Origin of the sequence: Paenibacillus rigui, from assembly GCF_002234615.1 — a bacterium.
Classification (GTDB): Bacteria; Bacillota; Bacilli; order Paenibacillales; family NBRC-103111; genus Paenibacillus_S; species Paenibacillus_S rigui.
Genome location: NZ_NMQW01000046.1, coordinates 1 through 16,676, shown reverse-complemented (window position 1 = coordinate 16,676; position 16,676 = coordinate 1). Strand labels below are relative to the sequence as shown.

12 protein-coding genes are annotated in these 16,676 nt (G+C 51.3%); all 12 read right to left on the bottom strand.

Annotated features, from left to right (window positions below; translation table 11 throughout):
• Positions 1-241: 241 nt before the first annotated feature.
• Positions 242-3,793 (bottom strand): response regulator, encoded by a 3,552-nt coding sequence (locus tag CF651_RS25435; RefSeq protein ID WP_094017684.1) that lies wholly within the window; start codon positions 3,791-3,793, stop codon positions 242-244.
• 55 nt (positions 3,794-3,848) lie between these two features.
• Entirely contained in the window at positions 3,849-4,562 is a 714-nt protein-coding gene (locus tag CF651_RS25430) for a response regulator transcription factor (protein ID WP_094017683.1), read from the bottom strand.
• A 380-nt stretch (positions 4,563-4,942) separates the two neighbouring features.
• Entirely contained in the window at positions 4,943-5,914 is a 972-nt protein-coding gene (locus CF651_RS25425) for an ROK family protein (protein WP_094017682.1), read from the bottom strand.
• A 36-nt stretch (positions 5,915-5,950) separates the two neighbouring features.
• Positions 5,951-6,754, bottom strand: coding sequence for a DeoR/GlpR family DNA-binding transcription regulator (locus CF651_RS25420; protein WP_094017681.1), 804 nt, complete (start codon positions 6,752-6,754; stop codon positions 5,951-5,953).
• Between the two features lie 245 nt (positions 6,755-6,999).
• Positions 7,000-8,370 (bottom strand): hypothetical protein, encoded by a 1,371-nt coding sequence (locus CF651_RS25415; RefSeq protein ID WP_094017680.1) that lies wholly within the window; start codon positions 8,368-8,370, stop codon positions 7,000-7,002.
• A gap of 183 nt (positions 8,371-8,553) precedes the next feature.
• Positions 8,554-8,988, bottom strand: a complete 435-nt coding sequence (locus CF651_RS25410) for a MarR family winged helix-turn-helix transcriptional regulator (RefSeq protein WP_094017679.1) — start codon at positions 8,986-8,988, stop codon at positions 8,554-8,556.
• Between the two features lie 84 nt (positions 8,989-9,072).
• Complete coding sequence (locus tag CF651_RS25405) at positions 9,073-10,845, bottom strand: hypothetical protein (RefSeq protein ID WP_094017678.1); 1,773 nt, start codon at positions 10,843-10,845, stop codon at positions 9,073-9,075.
• A gap of 48 nt (positions 10,846-10,893) precedes the next feature.
• Positions 10,894-12,576 (bottom strand): DHA2 family efflux MFS transporter permease subunit, encoded by a 1,683-nt coding sequence (locus CF651_RS25400; RefSeq protein WP_342746615.1) that lies wholly within the window; start codon positions 12,574-12,576, stop codon positions 10,894-10,896.
• Between the two features lie 11 nt (positions 12,577-12,587).
• The gene (locus CF651_RS25395) at positions 12,588-13,904 is read right to left on the bottom strand and encodes an efflux RND transporter periplasmic adaptor subunit (protein ID WP_094017677.1); all 1,317 of its coding nucleotides are present in this window, start codon (positions 13,902-13,904) and stop codon (positions 12,588-12,590) included.
• 11 nt (positions 13,905-13,915) lie between these two features.
• Positions 13,916-14,572: an HlyD family secretion protein gene (locus CF651_RS25390; RefSeq protein WP_094017676.1), complete on the bottom strand. Its 657-nt coding sequence runs from the start codon at positions 14,570-14,572 to the stop codon at positions 13,916-13,918.
• A gap of 9 nt (positions 14,573-14,581) precedes the next feature.
• Positions 14,582-15,010 carry a MarR family winged helix-turn-helix transcriptional regulator gene (locus CF651_RS25385; RefSeq protein WP_094017675.1) on the bottom strand — a complete coding sequence of 143 codons (429 nt, stop codon included), beginning with the start codon at positions 15,008-15,010 and terminating at the stop codon, positions 14,582-14,584.
• Positions 15,011-15,505: 495 nt separating this feature from the next.
• The coding region (locus tag CF651_RS25380) for a WIAG-tail domain (RefSeq protein WP_179232992.1) at positions 15,506-16,676 on the bottom strand (1,171 nt) is incomplete at its 5' end.

Here is a 16,676-nt window from a genome sequence, read left to right as displayed (position 1 = left end):
GGATGGATGGTGAAAGTCTGCTCCGTTTGACCGGTGTACGAATGTACATGCTGTCAGGGTTCGAAATGTATTATGGCAACAAACTGTGCAGTAAATTGATGGATCGGTATGAAATTCGTATTAAATTTCTTTGCAATGTCACTTTCGACGTCAAGTTTCGACAGGATTCGATCCTTCTATCTTGTTCCCGCTGTTTCTCGAACCAATTGTTAACAAAGTGTTAGCCCTTCTCTCCGATCCGCTAATCAAATAAGGGATGAATCGCGGTCAGCAGCTCCTGCAGGCATGCCTCAATTACGTCCATGGCTTGGTCCAGCTCCCGACTTCCTGTTGGCTCCATGTCCCCGGAGGAGGCCTTGCTGTCTGCCTTCTCATCGGGCACTGCAGCCGCCAGCGCGTCCTCCATCTTCGCTGCCGCTTCATAAAGTCCCGCTGCAGACAAGCTGCCGGCGGCGCCTTTGAGCGTGTGCACGAGACGTCTCGCGTCCTCCATTCTTCCTTCCTCCAGCGCCGCATGAAGCTGGGCCGTAAAGTCATTGTAATCCTGCTCGAAGGTGTGAAGCATTTTCATCAGAATGGTTGTTTTCCCATTCACCCGAGCCATCGCCTTGGAGACGTCCATTCCCGGCAGAGAAGGGAGCCGGACCGGGGCGCTTATCGCTAAACCGTTCTGGCCGCCGTTTCGCAGCAAGCTCGCGTTCGGCTCCGCTTCTCCCGCCCATTTCCGGATCGTGGCAAACATCGGCTCACTCTCCAACGGCTTTGTAATGATGTCGTTCATCCCGATCCGCAAATATTGTTCATGATCCGCTTTCATCACGTTCGCCGTCATTGCAATGATCGGAAGCTTCCGATAGCGGGAATCGCTTCGGATGATGCGTGTCGCTTCGATGCCGTCCATCTCCGGCATATGGATATCCATCAGCACCAGATCCCATGCGCTCTGCTGCAGCTTCAGCAAAGCCTCTTTGCCGTTCTTGGCGACTTCGACCCTGTAGCCCTGGGCGGTTAACATTTCTACGGCAACCTGCTGGTTAATTTCGTGGTCCTCCGCCAGCAATATGCGTTTGCCCGTATCGCTGTGGACGGATGCCGATGCCTGGCGAGGGGAGCTCTTCACCAGCGTCGGGTCCTCCTCATTCGCCAATCGGCTGCGCGACAGCACGGCTTCCAGCGATTGGAACAAGCCGAGCCGGCTGAACGGCTTCACGATAATGCCATCCGGCCTGTCCTCCGGCGGCATTCCGAGCATCTCATCCCGCCCGTAGGCCGTCGTCATGACGACAGTAATCATCCCCGCTGCTTTGGCGGCCTGCTGAAAATGAATCCATGTCTCCGGCCCGTACATATCGGACATCTCCATATCCAGCATCGCAATCCGGCAAGGCTTCCCACCTTCGGGCGCTATCCGCTCCTCCTCCAGCAAAATCGAGGCCGCTTCCTTCCACGAAGACAGCGTATGCGTCGGAACAAGCGCAAAGGATTCCAGCACTCCCGTCAGGTGCGCTCTCATCGTATCATCGTCTTCCACAATCCAGACCGGCAGCCGCTGGTACTGCTGCCTCATCGTATGCTCGACCGCATGGGATTGCGGAGAGCGCCGGAACGGAAGGACAAATTCAAACAAACTTCCCTCTCCCGGCTTGCTTGCCACCTCCAGCTGCCCCCCCATCATCTGGATCAGACTGTCCGAGATAACAAGCCCCAAGCCCGTCCCCCCATACTTACGGCTTGTAGAGCCATCAGCCTGGGTGAATGGCTGGAACAGCTTGCTTAGCTGTTCCTTCGAAATGCCGATACCGGTATCCTTGACCGCAAATCGAAGCTTTACCGAATCGGCCTGTTCGTCCACAACCTCCAGCGTGATGCGCACATACCCTCTTTCCGTAAATTTGATCGCATTGTTGGACAGGTTCAGCAATATTTGCTGCAGCCGGATGGGATCGCCGATCAAGGCGTCGGGAACGGACGCGGGGGTTTCGATAATAACTTCAAAATGCTCCTTCCCGCCCATAAATACGCTCAGCAGCTCCGATAACCGGTTCATAATTTTCTCCGGATGGAACACCACCTGATCCAGCTCCAGCTTACCGGCCTCGACCTTGGAAAAGTCAAGGATGTCATTAATGATACGCAGCAGTGCGCGCGAGGAGGATACGACTTTCCGCATGTAATCCGCCTGAATTTCCGACAACTCCGTCTTTTGCATCAGCTGGGACAACCCGATAATCCCGTTAAGCGGCGTGCGGATTTCATGGCTCATCCGGGCAAGAAAATGCCCTTTGGCCATATTGGCCTCCTCCGCCTCCTGCTTGGCCTGAATAAGCTCCTGCTGCACCCTCTTATGATGGGTAATGTCGCGTGAGATGCTGACGACCCCGATAAAGCCGCCGTTCCGGTCGCGAAGCCCGTTCGTATTGTGAGCAACCGGAAAGCGCGTCCCATCCTTGCGAACAAAAGTCCACTCTCTGTCGTACGTAAAATGCAGCTGTCTTAGTTCTTTAAATACAGAAATATCCGGAGGGATGGTTCGGCCTAATTGCTCGGACAGCTCCTGCGCCGCCTGAGCAAGCTCCTCCGGTGCGACGAAAAAGGAGGGATCCTTCTTGTACAGCAGCTCCTCCGCCTTATATCCCAGCATTTTCTCAGCGTTTCGGCTGAAATAGTTAATTTTATAGTTTTCATCGAGCGACATCATCGCAAAATCATTTTGATTAATAATCGCCTCCAGCCGCTCGAACATTTCCTTCAAATGGGACATCATCCCGTTCACCGAGAGCGCCAAAGCCCCAATCTCATCATGATGCTCGATCGATATCGGGTTCAGGTCAAAATGCCCTTCCGCCACCTTTTCCGTAACCGATACGATATCCCGGATTCTTTTGATCTCCCGGTTGAAGGATACGATCAGCAGCCAGATCATGACGAGCTCCGTCGCCATAATCGTCAATACCGTTTTCCACAGAAGTGAGGCAAGCGGTTTCTCGAATTCCGTCACCGGAACCTCGAGCACCATCGTCCAAGGGGTGCCTGCCACCTCCGAATAAAAAACCTGCTGCTCCCCTTTGCCTTCACCTGCTACACCGGAGCCTTGTTTATTGCGCAGCATATCCCCGGCCAGCTCTTTCAGAATGGAGTCGTTATCATTAATATTGCTGTTACCGATGGATAGAGGATCCGGATGGTAAATAATTTGGCCGTTTTGCGTGAACAGCAGAATCGTATCCTTCTGGCCCACCTTGAAATTGGTATACTGCTGAAAGGCCGTCTCCACCCGAATCGACGCATTGACAAGCCCGATCACCTTGTTGGAATCATCGTAAACCGGTACCTGAATGGTAAACAGCATGTCGTGCGTAGCCTGCCCGCGGAATGCATCCGACAGTACGCTTCTTCCTTTCAATGCTTCGGCAAAAGCCGGCTCCTGGCTTATGTTCATTTGCTTTCCGATAGTCAGCTTTAAATTCCCTGCTAGATCGGCGAATCCGATCCAATCGAAATTGCCCGGACTTCGTTCCATCTCCTTTTGCAAATATTGGAGACGGTCCTCGTCCCTCCCGAAACGCACCTTCTCCGTACGGCTCATGACCTCGACCTCGGCCATCCGGTTCTGAATCCATACGGATAAATTATAGGCCCGCGTTGAAATTTTGGCATTCGCATTATCCTTCAGTGAATCGCTGATCAAATACTTAGCGGATTCATAGTTGGTGACGCCAACCAATATGAACGAAATGCTGGTAATGATGAATACAAATACCATCATTTTAAATCGCAACGACCGCGTTTTCATAAGCTGCCTCCCATCAATTCTTGCCCCAAATAAAAACTCTTAAGAAGTTTCCCTCTTAAGAGCTGCCACCCATATATTTGTAACCGATTCCCCACACCGTCTTAATCAATTTCGGTTCTTTCGGATCGTGTTCGATTTTTTTGCGCAGATTGGCTATATGTACATCAATGGACCGGTCGTTCACGAACGAATCGATCCCCCGCAGAGCATTAATCAGCTCGTCTCTGCTAAATACCTTCTCTTTATTTACGACAAAAAGCTTCATAATTTCAAACTCCGAGTACGTCGTTTCCACAAATTGTTGATTGACAAAAATAGCTCTCCGTTCATAATCAAGCGTAACGGGATCCCCATCCTCCATCAGCTTCAGAAGCGGCATCGACTGATAAGCATAATCCTGAGGGTTCATATGCGTACGGCGAAGCAATGCAGCTACCCGGGCCGTCAGCTCGCGCATGCTGAACGGCTTGCACAAATAATCGTCCGCTCCGGCGACCAAAGCATCCACCCTGTCCAGCACGTCCGTTCTCATAGAGACAGCAAGAATAGGAACAGGAGAAACCTTACGCAGCTCCATGCAGAGATCAATTCCGTTTACGTCAGGCAGCACGATGTCCAATATGATCAGATCCGGCTGAAATTGCTCCAGCTGCAGCATTCCCTCTTTACCGTTGGCGGCTCTTTTTACAGCGTAACCTTCTTCCGATAAATACATTGTAGACATATCGCCGACCATATTATCGTCTTCAATAAGCAGAACTTTGTACATCTTCTGAACCACCTGTTTCCAATCAAATGTTAGTAAAGTGTTAGTAAACATAGGAGTTAATTCATATTCAATTGATACTTATTACACGATTTTTAAGTAAAATGTAGATTTGAGTCACCCTAGATAAAATTACCTATCCATACTATACTATATGTCGCAAAAGGTCGTCCATAAAATTAGACGAAAAAGTCCGCCTCCGCGCCGACAAAAAAGAAGAAGCCTCTCTGATATAGCAGAAGGCTTCTTTCACTATGGGTATTTGTTCCTATATGTCCGGTGAATACGTGCCTGCTGCGCGGGCAGAACGTTCCCCCAACCGCTGCCTCACGCTTCTCCGCAGCGATTCCACCGACTCCGCTGCGTTTTACCGGACCCCGAGTCTACCTCGTCGCAGCTCGTTTTCCGGCCGATAGAGCACTGCCGATAATGCCCGCATCATCGATATTTTGCGCTGTTGCAATGGCAAGTCTCTCCCAGTAGCCGCTGTATACCGATTGCTTCAACTGCTCTCTCATTGGAGCAAACAGGCGTTCGCCCGCTAATGCCCCGCCTCCGCCAATAACAATCATATCCGGGCTGTACATGGTAACCGCATAGGCCAGCCCTCTGCCCAACAAACGACCGGTGTGGTTCATCACTTCCACAGCTACAGGGTCGCCCAGATCATACGCTCTGGACACATCTGCCGCGGTAAGATGATCGATAGAGGTGTCCTTGAACCATTCCTGCAATACGCTCACTCGGCCCCCGCGAAGGAGGTCCTTAGCCTGTCGGGCCATGCCGGTCGCCGAAGCGACGGTTTCCAGGCATCCTGTCATGCCGCAGCCGCACACATAAGGAATGTGCTCCGGGAAAGTAAAGTGACCGATCTCCCCGGCCATATAGCCTCCGCCATAGTAAAGCTCTCCGTTGTTGACAACCGCCGCTGCCAGCCCGGTGCCGATCGTAATGCCTAACACATGCTCATAACCCTGCGCCGCACCGCGCACCGCCTCCCCGTACGCATACATCCGGACGTCGTTGTCGATAAAAGCGGGAATCCCAGTCCGTTTGCGAATTTCCTCCGCCGTCGGGACATCCTTCCATTTCAGATTGCCCGCGAACAAAGTGACTCCGCGAACCGGGTCGATAAAGCCCGGCGTTCCTGCTCCGATAGCGGAAATATCCGTAAGCGGCACATCGGATAATTGGAGCAGCTCCTTGATCATGCTTTGTATTTTATCAAAAACGTACTCGCTTCCTTTATGAGCCTCTGTCGTCTTCTTGATTTTGTTCATCAGACGGCCTTCTTCGTCCACAAGGCCGCACACAATGTTCGTGCCCCCAATATCCATTCCAATCAGCAATCCCATGCCTCTTCTCCTCCGCTCCCTGTTGCCTCGTCTATGCTATGATGAAAAGCCGGCCCTCTCGGCTACATATAAAGCTACGTTCGCTGCCTTCAGTGCGGCCTCCAGCTCCGGTGCCAGCACGGCATCCGTAATACAGCCGTCCAGAGCGGTCAGAGGGACAATACCGAATAAAGACGCTTTCCCCATCTTCGAATGGTCGATGACCGCAATGGTTTGGGCAGACCGCTTGATCAGCAGTTTGGCAATCTGCGCTTCCAGCTCGGAATAAGTCGTCACTCCCTGCTCGAGAGCAAAGCCGTCGGCGCCCATGAACATTTTGCCGATGTTCAAGTCCTCGACAATCTTTTCCGCGAGAGGGCCGCACAGCTCAAAGCTGTTTTTACGCAGCACCCCGCCCGTCAAAACCACCTGAACCCCGTCGCTGTCCGCCAGCTCCATGGCTATATTGACAGCGTTGGTAACGACTGTTATATTTCGGCGGGACTTAATCGCCTTGGCAATCAAATAGGTTGTGGTTCCCCCAGTCAGGCCTATAACGTCTCCTTCTTCGATTAAAGCTGCGGCCTTCAGAGCAATCGCTTCTTTCTCCACCCAGAGAAGCTGTTTCTTCTCATCAAAGGAAACTTCTCTCATGCCCGCTATGCCTTCAAATTGGGCGCCGCCGATGGTCCTTATGATCGCTTCGGTCCGGACCAAATAATCAAGATCACGGCGAGCCGTAGCTTCCGAACAATGAAATTTCTCCATCATTTCTTGTATTGTAATGCGTCCCTGCGTCTTTAGTACGTTCATTATTTTATTGCGGCGCTCTTCACCCTTGGATAATTCCTGATCACTCATACAACTCACTCCAACCGCTCGGGCATATCCCGGATTATGACGCTATTATATGGTTTTTCATTGACTTTTTCAATCAAAAGTATGCATTTTTATTGCAAAGGGTTTCATTGTTTGAGCGTGGGGAGGGAGTCAGGTATGGGGTTCCGGCCGCTGTCCGCAGCCCCGAAATTGTATAAATTCTGGCGTGGATACAAAAACGGGAGCCGTCCTTTAGACAGCTCCCGCTTTCGTATCATTGCATAATATTATTGTTGAATACCGGATTGAACCAAAGTGCTGATGGCATTAGCCGCATCTTGCTTGATTTGAGCCACTGCTTCTGCATCCAGGTTAGCGGCATTCGCATCGATGAATTGATTCAAGGAGGCTGTCAGCTTTTGTGTTAGCTCGGAAGCGCTAAGTCCGGCTGCGTCCGCCAAGCCTGCGCCTTGCTTCAGCGCATCCTCCACTTCATACAATTCCTTGTCCGCTAAAGTAGCCGCTTCGGAAGCAGCAAGCTTCAGCTGGTCTTGTACCTTCGCCTTAAGTTCTTCAACAGATTGTTTATTGGCGGTTGCCGTATAACCTGCGGTATGAATAATGGTTTGAATTTGTTGATGTGCTTCCGTTTGAGCCTGGCTTAAAGCGTCGGCTGCGATAGAAGCCTTGTTGGCCGCTTGTTGAATATCAGCATCCATTAATTGAACCAACGCATCGTACAGTCCGCTTTCGGACAAGCCTGTTGCCTGAACCAACGTACCGCCGGCTTGCAGCACATCCGTTACATCAATATAATCTTTGTCTGCGATCAGGGAAGCATCCGCTACAATGCGGTCAATTCTTCCGTATACGGCTTCGTATACTGCAGCCGTCACACTGGAGGAACCTGTCACCGAAGAGCCGGAAGTGCCGTGCGCAACAACCTCTGCAATCAGGAGCGCGCCTTGCGCTTTGGCCGCCTGAACGACACTTGGAGCAACATGTTTGTTGTTCACTGCATTATCTATGGCCTGATTCAATTGGGCAGTCAGCTTGCCAGCCAGGTCGCCTTGGGAAAGTCCGGAGGCTTCAGCAAGCGATTGACCTGCTTGAACACGGGACTCAATGTCGCTTGTCTCCTGATCGGAAATCGCAGCGGCTGTTGAAACAGCAAGCTTCAATTGATCCTGAACCAGAGCCTTCAAGTCTACCGCAGCTACAGGAGCAGCCGGTTTAAAGCCTTTTTCGGAAACGGCGGAAGCAATGGCTTCAGCGCCTTGAGTCTTTAACGCATCGACTTCAGACGCAGGGGCATCTGAATCTTCGTACAAGTGTGCAATGTCTTCATTCAAAAGCGCCGTCAGCTTGTCGTTTAATTCCGCAGCGGTCAAGCCTGATGCTTCAGCCAATGTTTGACCTTTGGCCAGTGCTGCATAGATGACAGCTTCCTCTTTATCAGCTAACCAAGCCGTATCACGTACAATGCTGTTAAGATGCTGCGAAATCAATGGTGAAGAGCTGTAGGCTGCCGAGATTTGCACCGCTTCCGCTGCGTACGCTTGTTGATTGAAGCTTCCTGCTGCCGCGAAGCTGCCCAGCAGTAACGCACAGGCTACGCCTCCGGTAATTGTTTTTCTTGCCAGTTGGTTTTTTCTCATTTTGTTTCTCTCCATTCCCACTATCTGTCTTTACTATTTCGTACGAGAAATATTTATGTAAAAATTTTTAGCTCAGGAAATACTTCTCGCTAAATAGTTTCTACACGAAATATATCACAATCAAAGTTAGTTGTGAATCCTTTTTTGAGGGTACTTTGTGAATAAAATGTGAAGGAATAGGGGCTAATTTTTATATTTCCTCGCATTGTCCCTGATTTTCATTAAGGTTTCGTTAAGCCCCCGAAGCTCATGTACATCAATCCCGGACAGCCATTGCGCAACCAAGTCCCGCTCCTTGCATTGCAGAGCCTCGAGCACTTCCTTCCCCTGCTCTGTAATCAGCATACAAACAACTCGACGATCGTCCTGAATCCGCTCCCTTCTCACATATCCGTTCTCTATGAGCTTGTCGCACAACAAGGTCACTGCGCTTGAGGAAAGAGACAGCTCCTCGGCAAGCTCGGATACCTTCAGGGGCTGCTTGGCCAGAATCGTTTCCAACGCGCTGACCTGTGAACCGGAAAAGCTGTTGTCCATCATTTTGTTGTAATGAACCATTTTTCGCATCACGTGCTGTAAGGTTACTTCCAATTGTTCGATCACTCGGCTTGTCAGCATATTCGCTTCGCCTCCATGGGGTCAAGCAGTGAAAACCCGCGCTCTCCTCAAAGAAGAAAACGCGGGATGCTCACCTGCTGTGTATTATTTATATACAGCCAAAAGCCGCTTGGCTTCGCCGAATTCGGTGTTTACAGACTCGTAAAGCCGAAGCGTCATATTGTTGTCCTGCTGCTCTGCTTTCACATTATCGAAGCGGATGTTGAGTTCACCGCTAACAACCTGATTCACACCGCCGCTTTGGGTAAAGGACAGATTTTGCTCCGCAACCGTGCGTCCGGCGCTATCCACCAGAGCCGCTTTCATTTTGGAAAAATCCTGATCCACCACGACATTGTCGGTTTGTGTGACATCTAAATGAAGCTTGAGCTTATAACCGTAAGTTAATTGCGTATTCGCAGCTGTCACGATGCTCGTTGTGGCCCCAATAGACCAGCTGTCCACCTTTACTTCAAACGGATAGAAGGACAGCACATCGCCCATTCCCGTCTTCGGCTGAGGCTCGGGCGTTACCGCAACATTCAGAGCGGCAATCGTCGATTTAAACGGGGCTGCCGTCTGAGGATCGGAAAGCTTCAGTACCAGATGATCCCCCTGCTCGGAGCTGGGAATAATGAATGCATAGCTTATGACCTGCGTCAGATTAGGCATCAATTGCTTAAGCCCGCTTACCTGACGGCTTCCAGCATAGCTGATGCCTTGCGGTGTATCCAATTCGGTGCCGAATATGGGAACCGGAATCGGCGATGTGCTCGTATTGGTCAGCTTGAACTTGGCCACAGCCGTTTTATAGCCGACACCCTGACTTTCATTCATCGTCACGTCCACTAAAGAGATGGCGACGTCAGGATTGATCAACGCATTCAACGGATCGAAGGAAATCGCGTTCTTCACTGTATAATCCACCGGTTGAATCTGCGAGACAGGCAGCCCTGCTTCCGGCAAAACCAATTCGATGCGGCCGATATTGTATTGGAATGGAACGCTTTGGCCTTTCGCATCTGTGATGGCGAAGCTTTCCGGTGTCAACACGCGAATCGTTTTGAGTACGGAATCCGGATCCGTTCCGATGGCGAAATGAATATACTTCTTCTCCTTGGGCTCGATCGTCACGCTCTTCTGTTCCACACGCGGACCTTGGAACGACGTGGTTCCATCTTTGCCCTCAAGAATAAGCTCCGGTACGGTTTCCGTCGAATCGCCTGTATTCTCCACAAGCATTTTGACAACATAATTTGTTTTCTGACCGTCATACTGCTTGCTTAGATCTACGGGAGTATAGGTCAGCGGAAGGCTGCTTGCTGCAATGGTAAAAGCTTCTCCCCACTGCTTGATCGAAGCCGGGTCCTGGATGACGGCATCCGCTCCGGCCCAGGCCTGCCCGGATACAGGTGTAGTCAAGACAACCGTTTCCGCTTTCGGATAGACGTTCCAATCGACATCAATCCATTGCAGCTCCGTCAAACGGATCGTTTTTTTATGCTCCAGCTTGACGAGGTAGCTCAGTTCATTCTCGGATTGAGGCAGTGCAGAACGGATATTGCCCGCACTGGGCAGCAGAGTGTACACGGCTCCGTCTTCCGTCCTCACCCGCAGCTCGTAGTCCGGAACCCGCTTCGTTTCATTGCTGTCGTTTTTCAATCGAATGACCACGCCGATTTTGACGCTGTCTGAAGTCCGCTCATTGAGTACACTTTTAACCTGCACCTGCAGTGCATCCGTCAACGCCTGGTATCCCGGAGCCTTCGCCTCGGCCACGTATCCTGGCTGCTCTGCCCCTACGGAGCCTGCGTATATGGATGCAGACGATAAAGCCAGCGATAGCGCCAGCGCCGTTTTTCCCCACATTTTATACATATATTGTTGTCTCCCACCTATTCAGCATAAATCGATTAATCTATCTATTTATACTTTTACTGGCTCAGGCCCCTTCATTCCCGGACCTGCCGCAGGACCTCCCTGCGATTCAACGGAGGCCGTCCCTGTACCAGGGGCTGGTTTCGCCTGCTCAACCGGCTGTTCCTTCGGCTTCTTCTTCTCCATCAGCAAAAACATGAGCGGGATACAAATAAACGCCGGAATCGAGGAAACGAAAAAGGTATCTGCGATACCGCGAACCAGCGCTTCCTTCGCCATCAATCCCGCAATCGTCGAAGTGGCACTGCCTGTAGCAGTAGCCGTATCCACCCCGCCCTGAGCCAGCAGCCCGGTCAGCTGCGAAATCAGCTGGGTCGCCGGCTCGGAGGTGGAAGGAACATTTTCCGCAATTCTTGTGTAATGGAACGTTTGACGGCTGCTCATGATAGAGGTCAGAATAGCAATCCCCATCGTAGACATGACCTGGCGAAATACGTTCGACAAAGGAGAGGCATCATTAATATGCTGCTTCGGAATTGACGCTAGACCCGAGCTCGTAATCGGCATCATACACATTCCAATAGCGGTTCCCCGAATCGTAAGCAATACGTTAATCCAAAGATGGGATGTATCTCCTGCGAGCCGATGAAGCTCATAAGTCGTCACGCCAAGCACGGATAGTCCGATAAGGGCAAGCGGCACGAGGCCGAACTTTTGCGCCAGCTTTCCGCTTAGCGGCATCATCAGCGCCATGGCTACCGATTGGGGCAGCAGCAAAATCCCCGAATCCAGTGCAGTCATGCCCTGGGCATTCTGCAAATAAATCGGCATCAGGTACGTCCCGCCCATCATTGCCATCATAAGAAGGCCGGAAATCAGCGTACTGGATGAGAAGCGCACATTTTTAAATAAGGATAAATCCAGCAGGGGACCTTTCTTTGTCAGCTCCACCCAGAGCAGCAGAGCAAAGCTGGTGCCTGCAATATAGAACAAGGTCACGATAAATAACGAACCCCAGCCTTCGGTCTGTCCTTTACTCAATGCCAGCAGCAGTGAGCCGAAGAACACGATCGAAAGGATAGCGCCAGGGATATCGAATTTCAAGTTTTTGTTTGTCGGGCTCTCCTTCAACAGCGCAAAGCATAGAATTGCAGCCAATACGCCGATTGGCACATTGACGAAGAAGAGCAGTCTCCAGCTGAAATATTCGACGATATATCCGCCGAGCGTCGGTCCAAGGGCCGGAGCGACCATCGCCGCAACACCCCATACCCCCATCGCCGAGCCAATCTGCTCCCGAGGCACGATAGTATACATAACCGCCATCCCGACGGGCATAATAAATCCGCCGGCTAGCCCTTGAAAAATACGGAAAGCGATAAGACTGGAATCGTTCCACGCAAATCCGCACAGCAATGAGCCAATGGTAAAGCCGATAACGGAAAGCAGCAGCAGCCGCTTGCTGCCGAATCTTCCGACGAGAAAGCCGCTCATCGGAATCACTACCGCAGAGGCGAGCATAAAGCCTGTGCTGACCCACTGAATGGTTGTTGTGGGCACGCCGAACACCGTTGCCAGCTTCGGAAGCGCTACGTTCGCCAAGCTGCTGCTGAGTACGGAGACGAAAGTCGCCATAATGATGGCAATCAGAGGAAGCCAGAAATTATTTTCCTTTTTATCGGCTTCCCCTTTTCCTGTGGGAGCTTGAGCTTGTTGAGCATCGTCAGCCACGTGATCTCCCCCTATTCGACTTTCACTTTACTGCCGTCCGTCAATGCTTCCGAAGGATTAATTATCAATTGCTGTCCTGACTTAATCGAAGCATTGTCTTTCATATAGGCCCAGTCCGCATTCTTGTCTTCTACACTCACTTCTACAGCCTTGGCAGTCTGGTCTTGCACGATATAGACGATGGTTTTGTTATCTTTTTTGACAATAGCGGATTTCGGGATTTCAAGTCCGCCTTGCTTGGAATCCTTCAAATGAACCTCAGCCGTCATACCGGCCAACAGAAGACCGTCGGGATTCGCAGCCGTTACTTTTACAGGGAATGTACTGGTATTCGTATTGGATACAGGGGAAACAAAATTAATTTTGCCCGGGAAGGTTTTGTCCGGTACATTGCTTACCTTGACATCCACATCCGTACCTGCCTTCAATGAACCGATCAAGGTATCCGGTACACTGAGCTCAATTTGAACCTGATCCATCTTCACCAGGGTCACCAAGGCAACCCCCGGCTGTGCCATTTCGCCAACGGAAATACTTTTCTTCACAATGACGCCATCCATCGGAGCCACGATCGTCGCATTGGTAAGAGCATTGTTGGCAAGCTCCAGGCTGGCATTCAGACGGTTCACATCCGCCTGCAGTGCTTCAATCGTATTGCCTGTCGCCCCGCTCCGAGCCAAATCCAGCTTCGATTTCGCCGCAGATACTTGAGCCGCAGCCGATTGCTGCAGAGCCAGGGCCGACTGGTAGGCCGCCTGCGCTTTTTCGTACTCCGTCGTCCCTTTATCCATATCCTCTTTTGTTACGGAAGCATTCGTATCGTACAGGTTGCGAAGCTTGTTGTAGGTTTTTTGGGCCAAATCAAATGAGGCCTTCGACGAATCGGCAGATGCCTTGGCTTGATCCGCTGCACCTTGAGCCTGCTGTACGGCGCTTTCCAAGCCTTGAATTTCCTGGCTTCTAGCTCCTGCCTGGGTATCGGCGAGCTTCGCCTGGGCAGCGATCACACCCGCCTCCGCCTGCTTTACTTGCTGTGTAAGGTCATCCGTTTCCAGCTGAATGATGACATCGCCTTTTTTGACCATATCGCCTTCATTGGCTTTCATTTCGGACACCTTGCCTGAAGTTTTGGCAACAATCTTCACCTCTTGATCCGGGATGACTTTCCCGCTCAAGCCGGAACCGCTGCTTTGACCGATCTTGATGGCTTTCACCGGCAATTCGGCTGCAGCTGCTTTTGGCGCCGCCGTTCCTCCACAGCCGGACAATGCTGTAATAACGACTAATGAAAGGATCGCAGGGATCCATGTTTTTTTCTTTGTTCTCATGGTGTTCGTCCCTATCCTTTCAAATGAATTTTGATGATTGTACTCATACCGGGAGCTAACGAAAGCCCTTCTTGATCATCAATCGAAATTTTAATGGGAACGCGCTGTGTTACTTTAGTAAAGTTGCCGCTCGTATTCGTCGCAGGAAGCAGAGAGAACGTCGATGCCGTTGCTTCGCCGATTTCCTGCACCTTCCCCATCAGCGTAACGCCCGGGAACGTATCGACGGTAAATTCAACCGGCTGACCTACCTTGACGCGGTTAATGTCGCCTTCTTCAATGTTTGCGTTCAGGTACAGCTTTTTCTTGTCAACCACCATGGCAACGGTTTGCCCCGGAGATACGACCTCGCCGGCTTTGGCCATCGTCTTGATGATGGTTCCGCTGATCGGGGAACGCAGCGACGCTTGATCCAATACGCTGGTCGCCAGATTCGTGCTGTCCTGCTGTGCAACGATTTGATCGGCAAGCACCGTGTCTCCTTCTTCCACCTGCAGAGCCGTCATTTTCGCGGAAATACGCGGCATCACTCTGTAGATATCACCCGCCACACGGGAATCCTCGGATTTAATGAAATAGTGCGATTGATACCAGAACCAATAGCCCCCACCCCCTGCGACAATAATAGCCGCAGCAAGGATGAGATAAAGTACTTGTTTCTTCTTCATAGAATCTCCTCAGCCTTCTTTATTTTCCAAGTATGAAGTCAGCAGCTCCAAGGAACGGATGATCGTATCCAGCTCTTCCGAGCTTAAATCTGCAAGTAATTTTTCATAAAAGCTCTCTTGGAAAAAGTGCAATTTTTCTTTTAAGCCTTCAATTTTCTCCGTTTTCTTAATCCAAACAATGCGCCGGTCATCCTCGTCACGAACCCGTTCCAGCCACCCGTCCCGCTCCAGCCGGTCGATAATGCCCGATACCGTACTATAAGAAAGCTGGGTATGCTCCGAAATTTGCCCAATCGTCTTAGGCCCGAAATACACTTGACCCAAGGCTGCAATCTGTGGTGTCGTCAAGCCCAGCTCCTTCAAATCCTTGCTCATAATCACATTAAAAATTTTCGTCAGTTTTCGAATGGAATGACCAATTTGCATTGCACGACTCATGATTTGTCCGCCTCCACTTTATTTCGCAAGCGAAATATTAATAGTTAAAAATATACCATAACATAGGTTATGGGACAACAGAGTCGTAGCATAACAATTGACCGCAATGCAGGCCCAAAGCAGCAAAAGAACTAGGCTTTTGGCGTAGTTCCAACATCCGTGCCGTATAACGGGCAGGCGTGCTCCATTCTTCTATGTACTCCCCCTTCATGACAAGGATAAACAGCTTCGCCAGCTTTCCAGATGGCATGCGTTTGTTAAGGCACTTCAACACTGAAGTCTTTTACCCTTATATATTTCGCATAGGAAATAATTCTATAAGAAATATACCATGACCTTAATGATTTGAAAAGTATATTTTTTACGAGTAAACGATATTTTAAAAATGAAAAATAAGCTGCTATAAGATGAAGCCCTATTCAACAAAGCCGAGAACGGCTCCCGCACGAACAGAAGCCGCCTTTTTTCAAAGACGGCTCTACCGGTTTATTCAGTTCATTGCATTTCCAATGCACCTATCGCAATCCAGTTCAGTACCCCTTGCAGCTCCGGTGAATATTTGCTCCGCACAACCTCAATAAGTGCACAATCGTTCTGCTTCTCCAGCACTGCAGCGTAGCAAGCCGATTGATTCGTCATCGCCACAACCGCATAATTATCGTCGGCAAAGGGCTGGTCGAACTGAATCAAAAGCTCGATAAACTCCTCCTCCACCCTCAGCTGGAACGGGACCAGCCCAAATTGCTGCACCGTTGGGGAAGCTAGCGGCGATTGCACCGGATTGAAGGAGAGATGCTTCGATGTCACAGCTCCCTCTGCGATATGCCGGGATTGTACCGACTCATCCGGCAGCTCCTCAGGAAACCGCTGAGCCTGTGCCTCTGGCTGCACTTCCGAAGCTTCCGTCACTGCCTGCTGTTCCAGCTCGGCATCCTCCGGCTCAGCATCTTCCAGCTTCGAAGGAACAGGCAGATTTTGCAGCTGCTCGAGCAAGCCAGGCTCCAGATGCAGTGCGGAAATGCTTCCGGGCAGCAGGTGATAACCGGAGATGGACTCCTTCTTAATATGCAGCCCATCGATTGAATCGTTAGTCAAATGCTCGGTGCCGATCGTACCTACCGCCAGCTTCGAGCCCGTGATGGAACGCTCCCTCAGCTTCGAGGTATCGACCGACTCTACCGCCAAATGGCGTTCTTCTACGGCGCCCGATGCCAGCTTCACTCCCGTCACGGACTGATCCTGCAGCTTCGCTGTGCCGATGGCCTCTACCGCCAAATGTCGGCTCTCTACCGAAGCGGCCGCCAGCTTCGCTCCCGTTACGGATTGATCCTGCAGCTTCGCTGTGCCGATGACCTCCGCTCCCAAATGGTCGCTTTGGATCGTCCCCAGAGCTACATGCCCTGCATGAACCGCTCCTGCCGCCAGCTTCGCTCCGGTGACAGCTCCATCCTGCAGCTGTTCCGGGCCGACTGCACCTTCGCCCAGCTCCTCGCTGCCAATCGCTCCTGCCGCGATATGCGCCGATTCCACGCTGCCCTGCGCCAGCTTCGCTCCCGTCACCGCTCCGTCCTGCAGCTGCTCCGCTCCTACCGAGCCTTCGCTCAGCTCCGCGCTGCCAATCGCTCCTGCCGCGATATGCGCCGACTCCACGCTGCCCTGCGCCAGC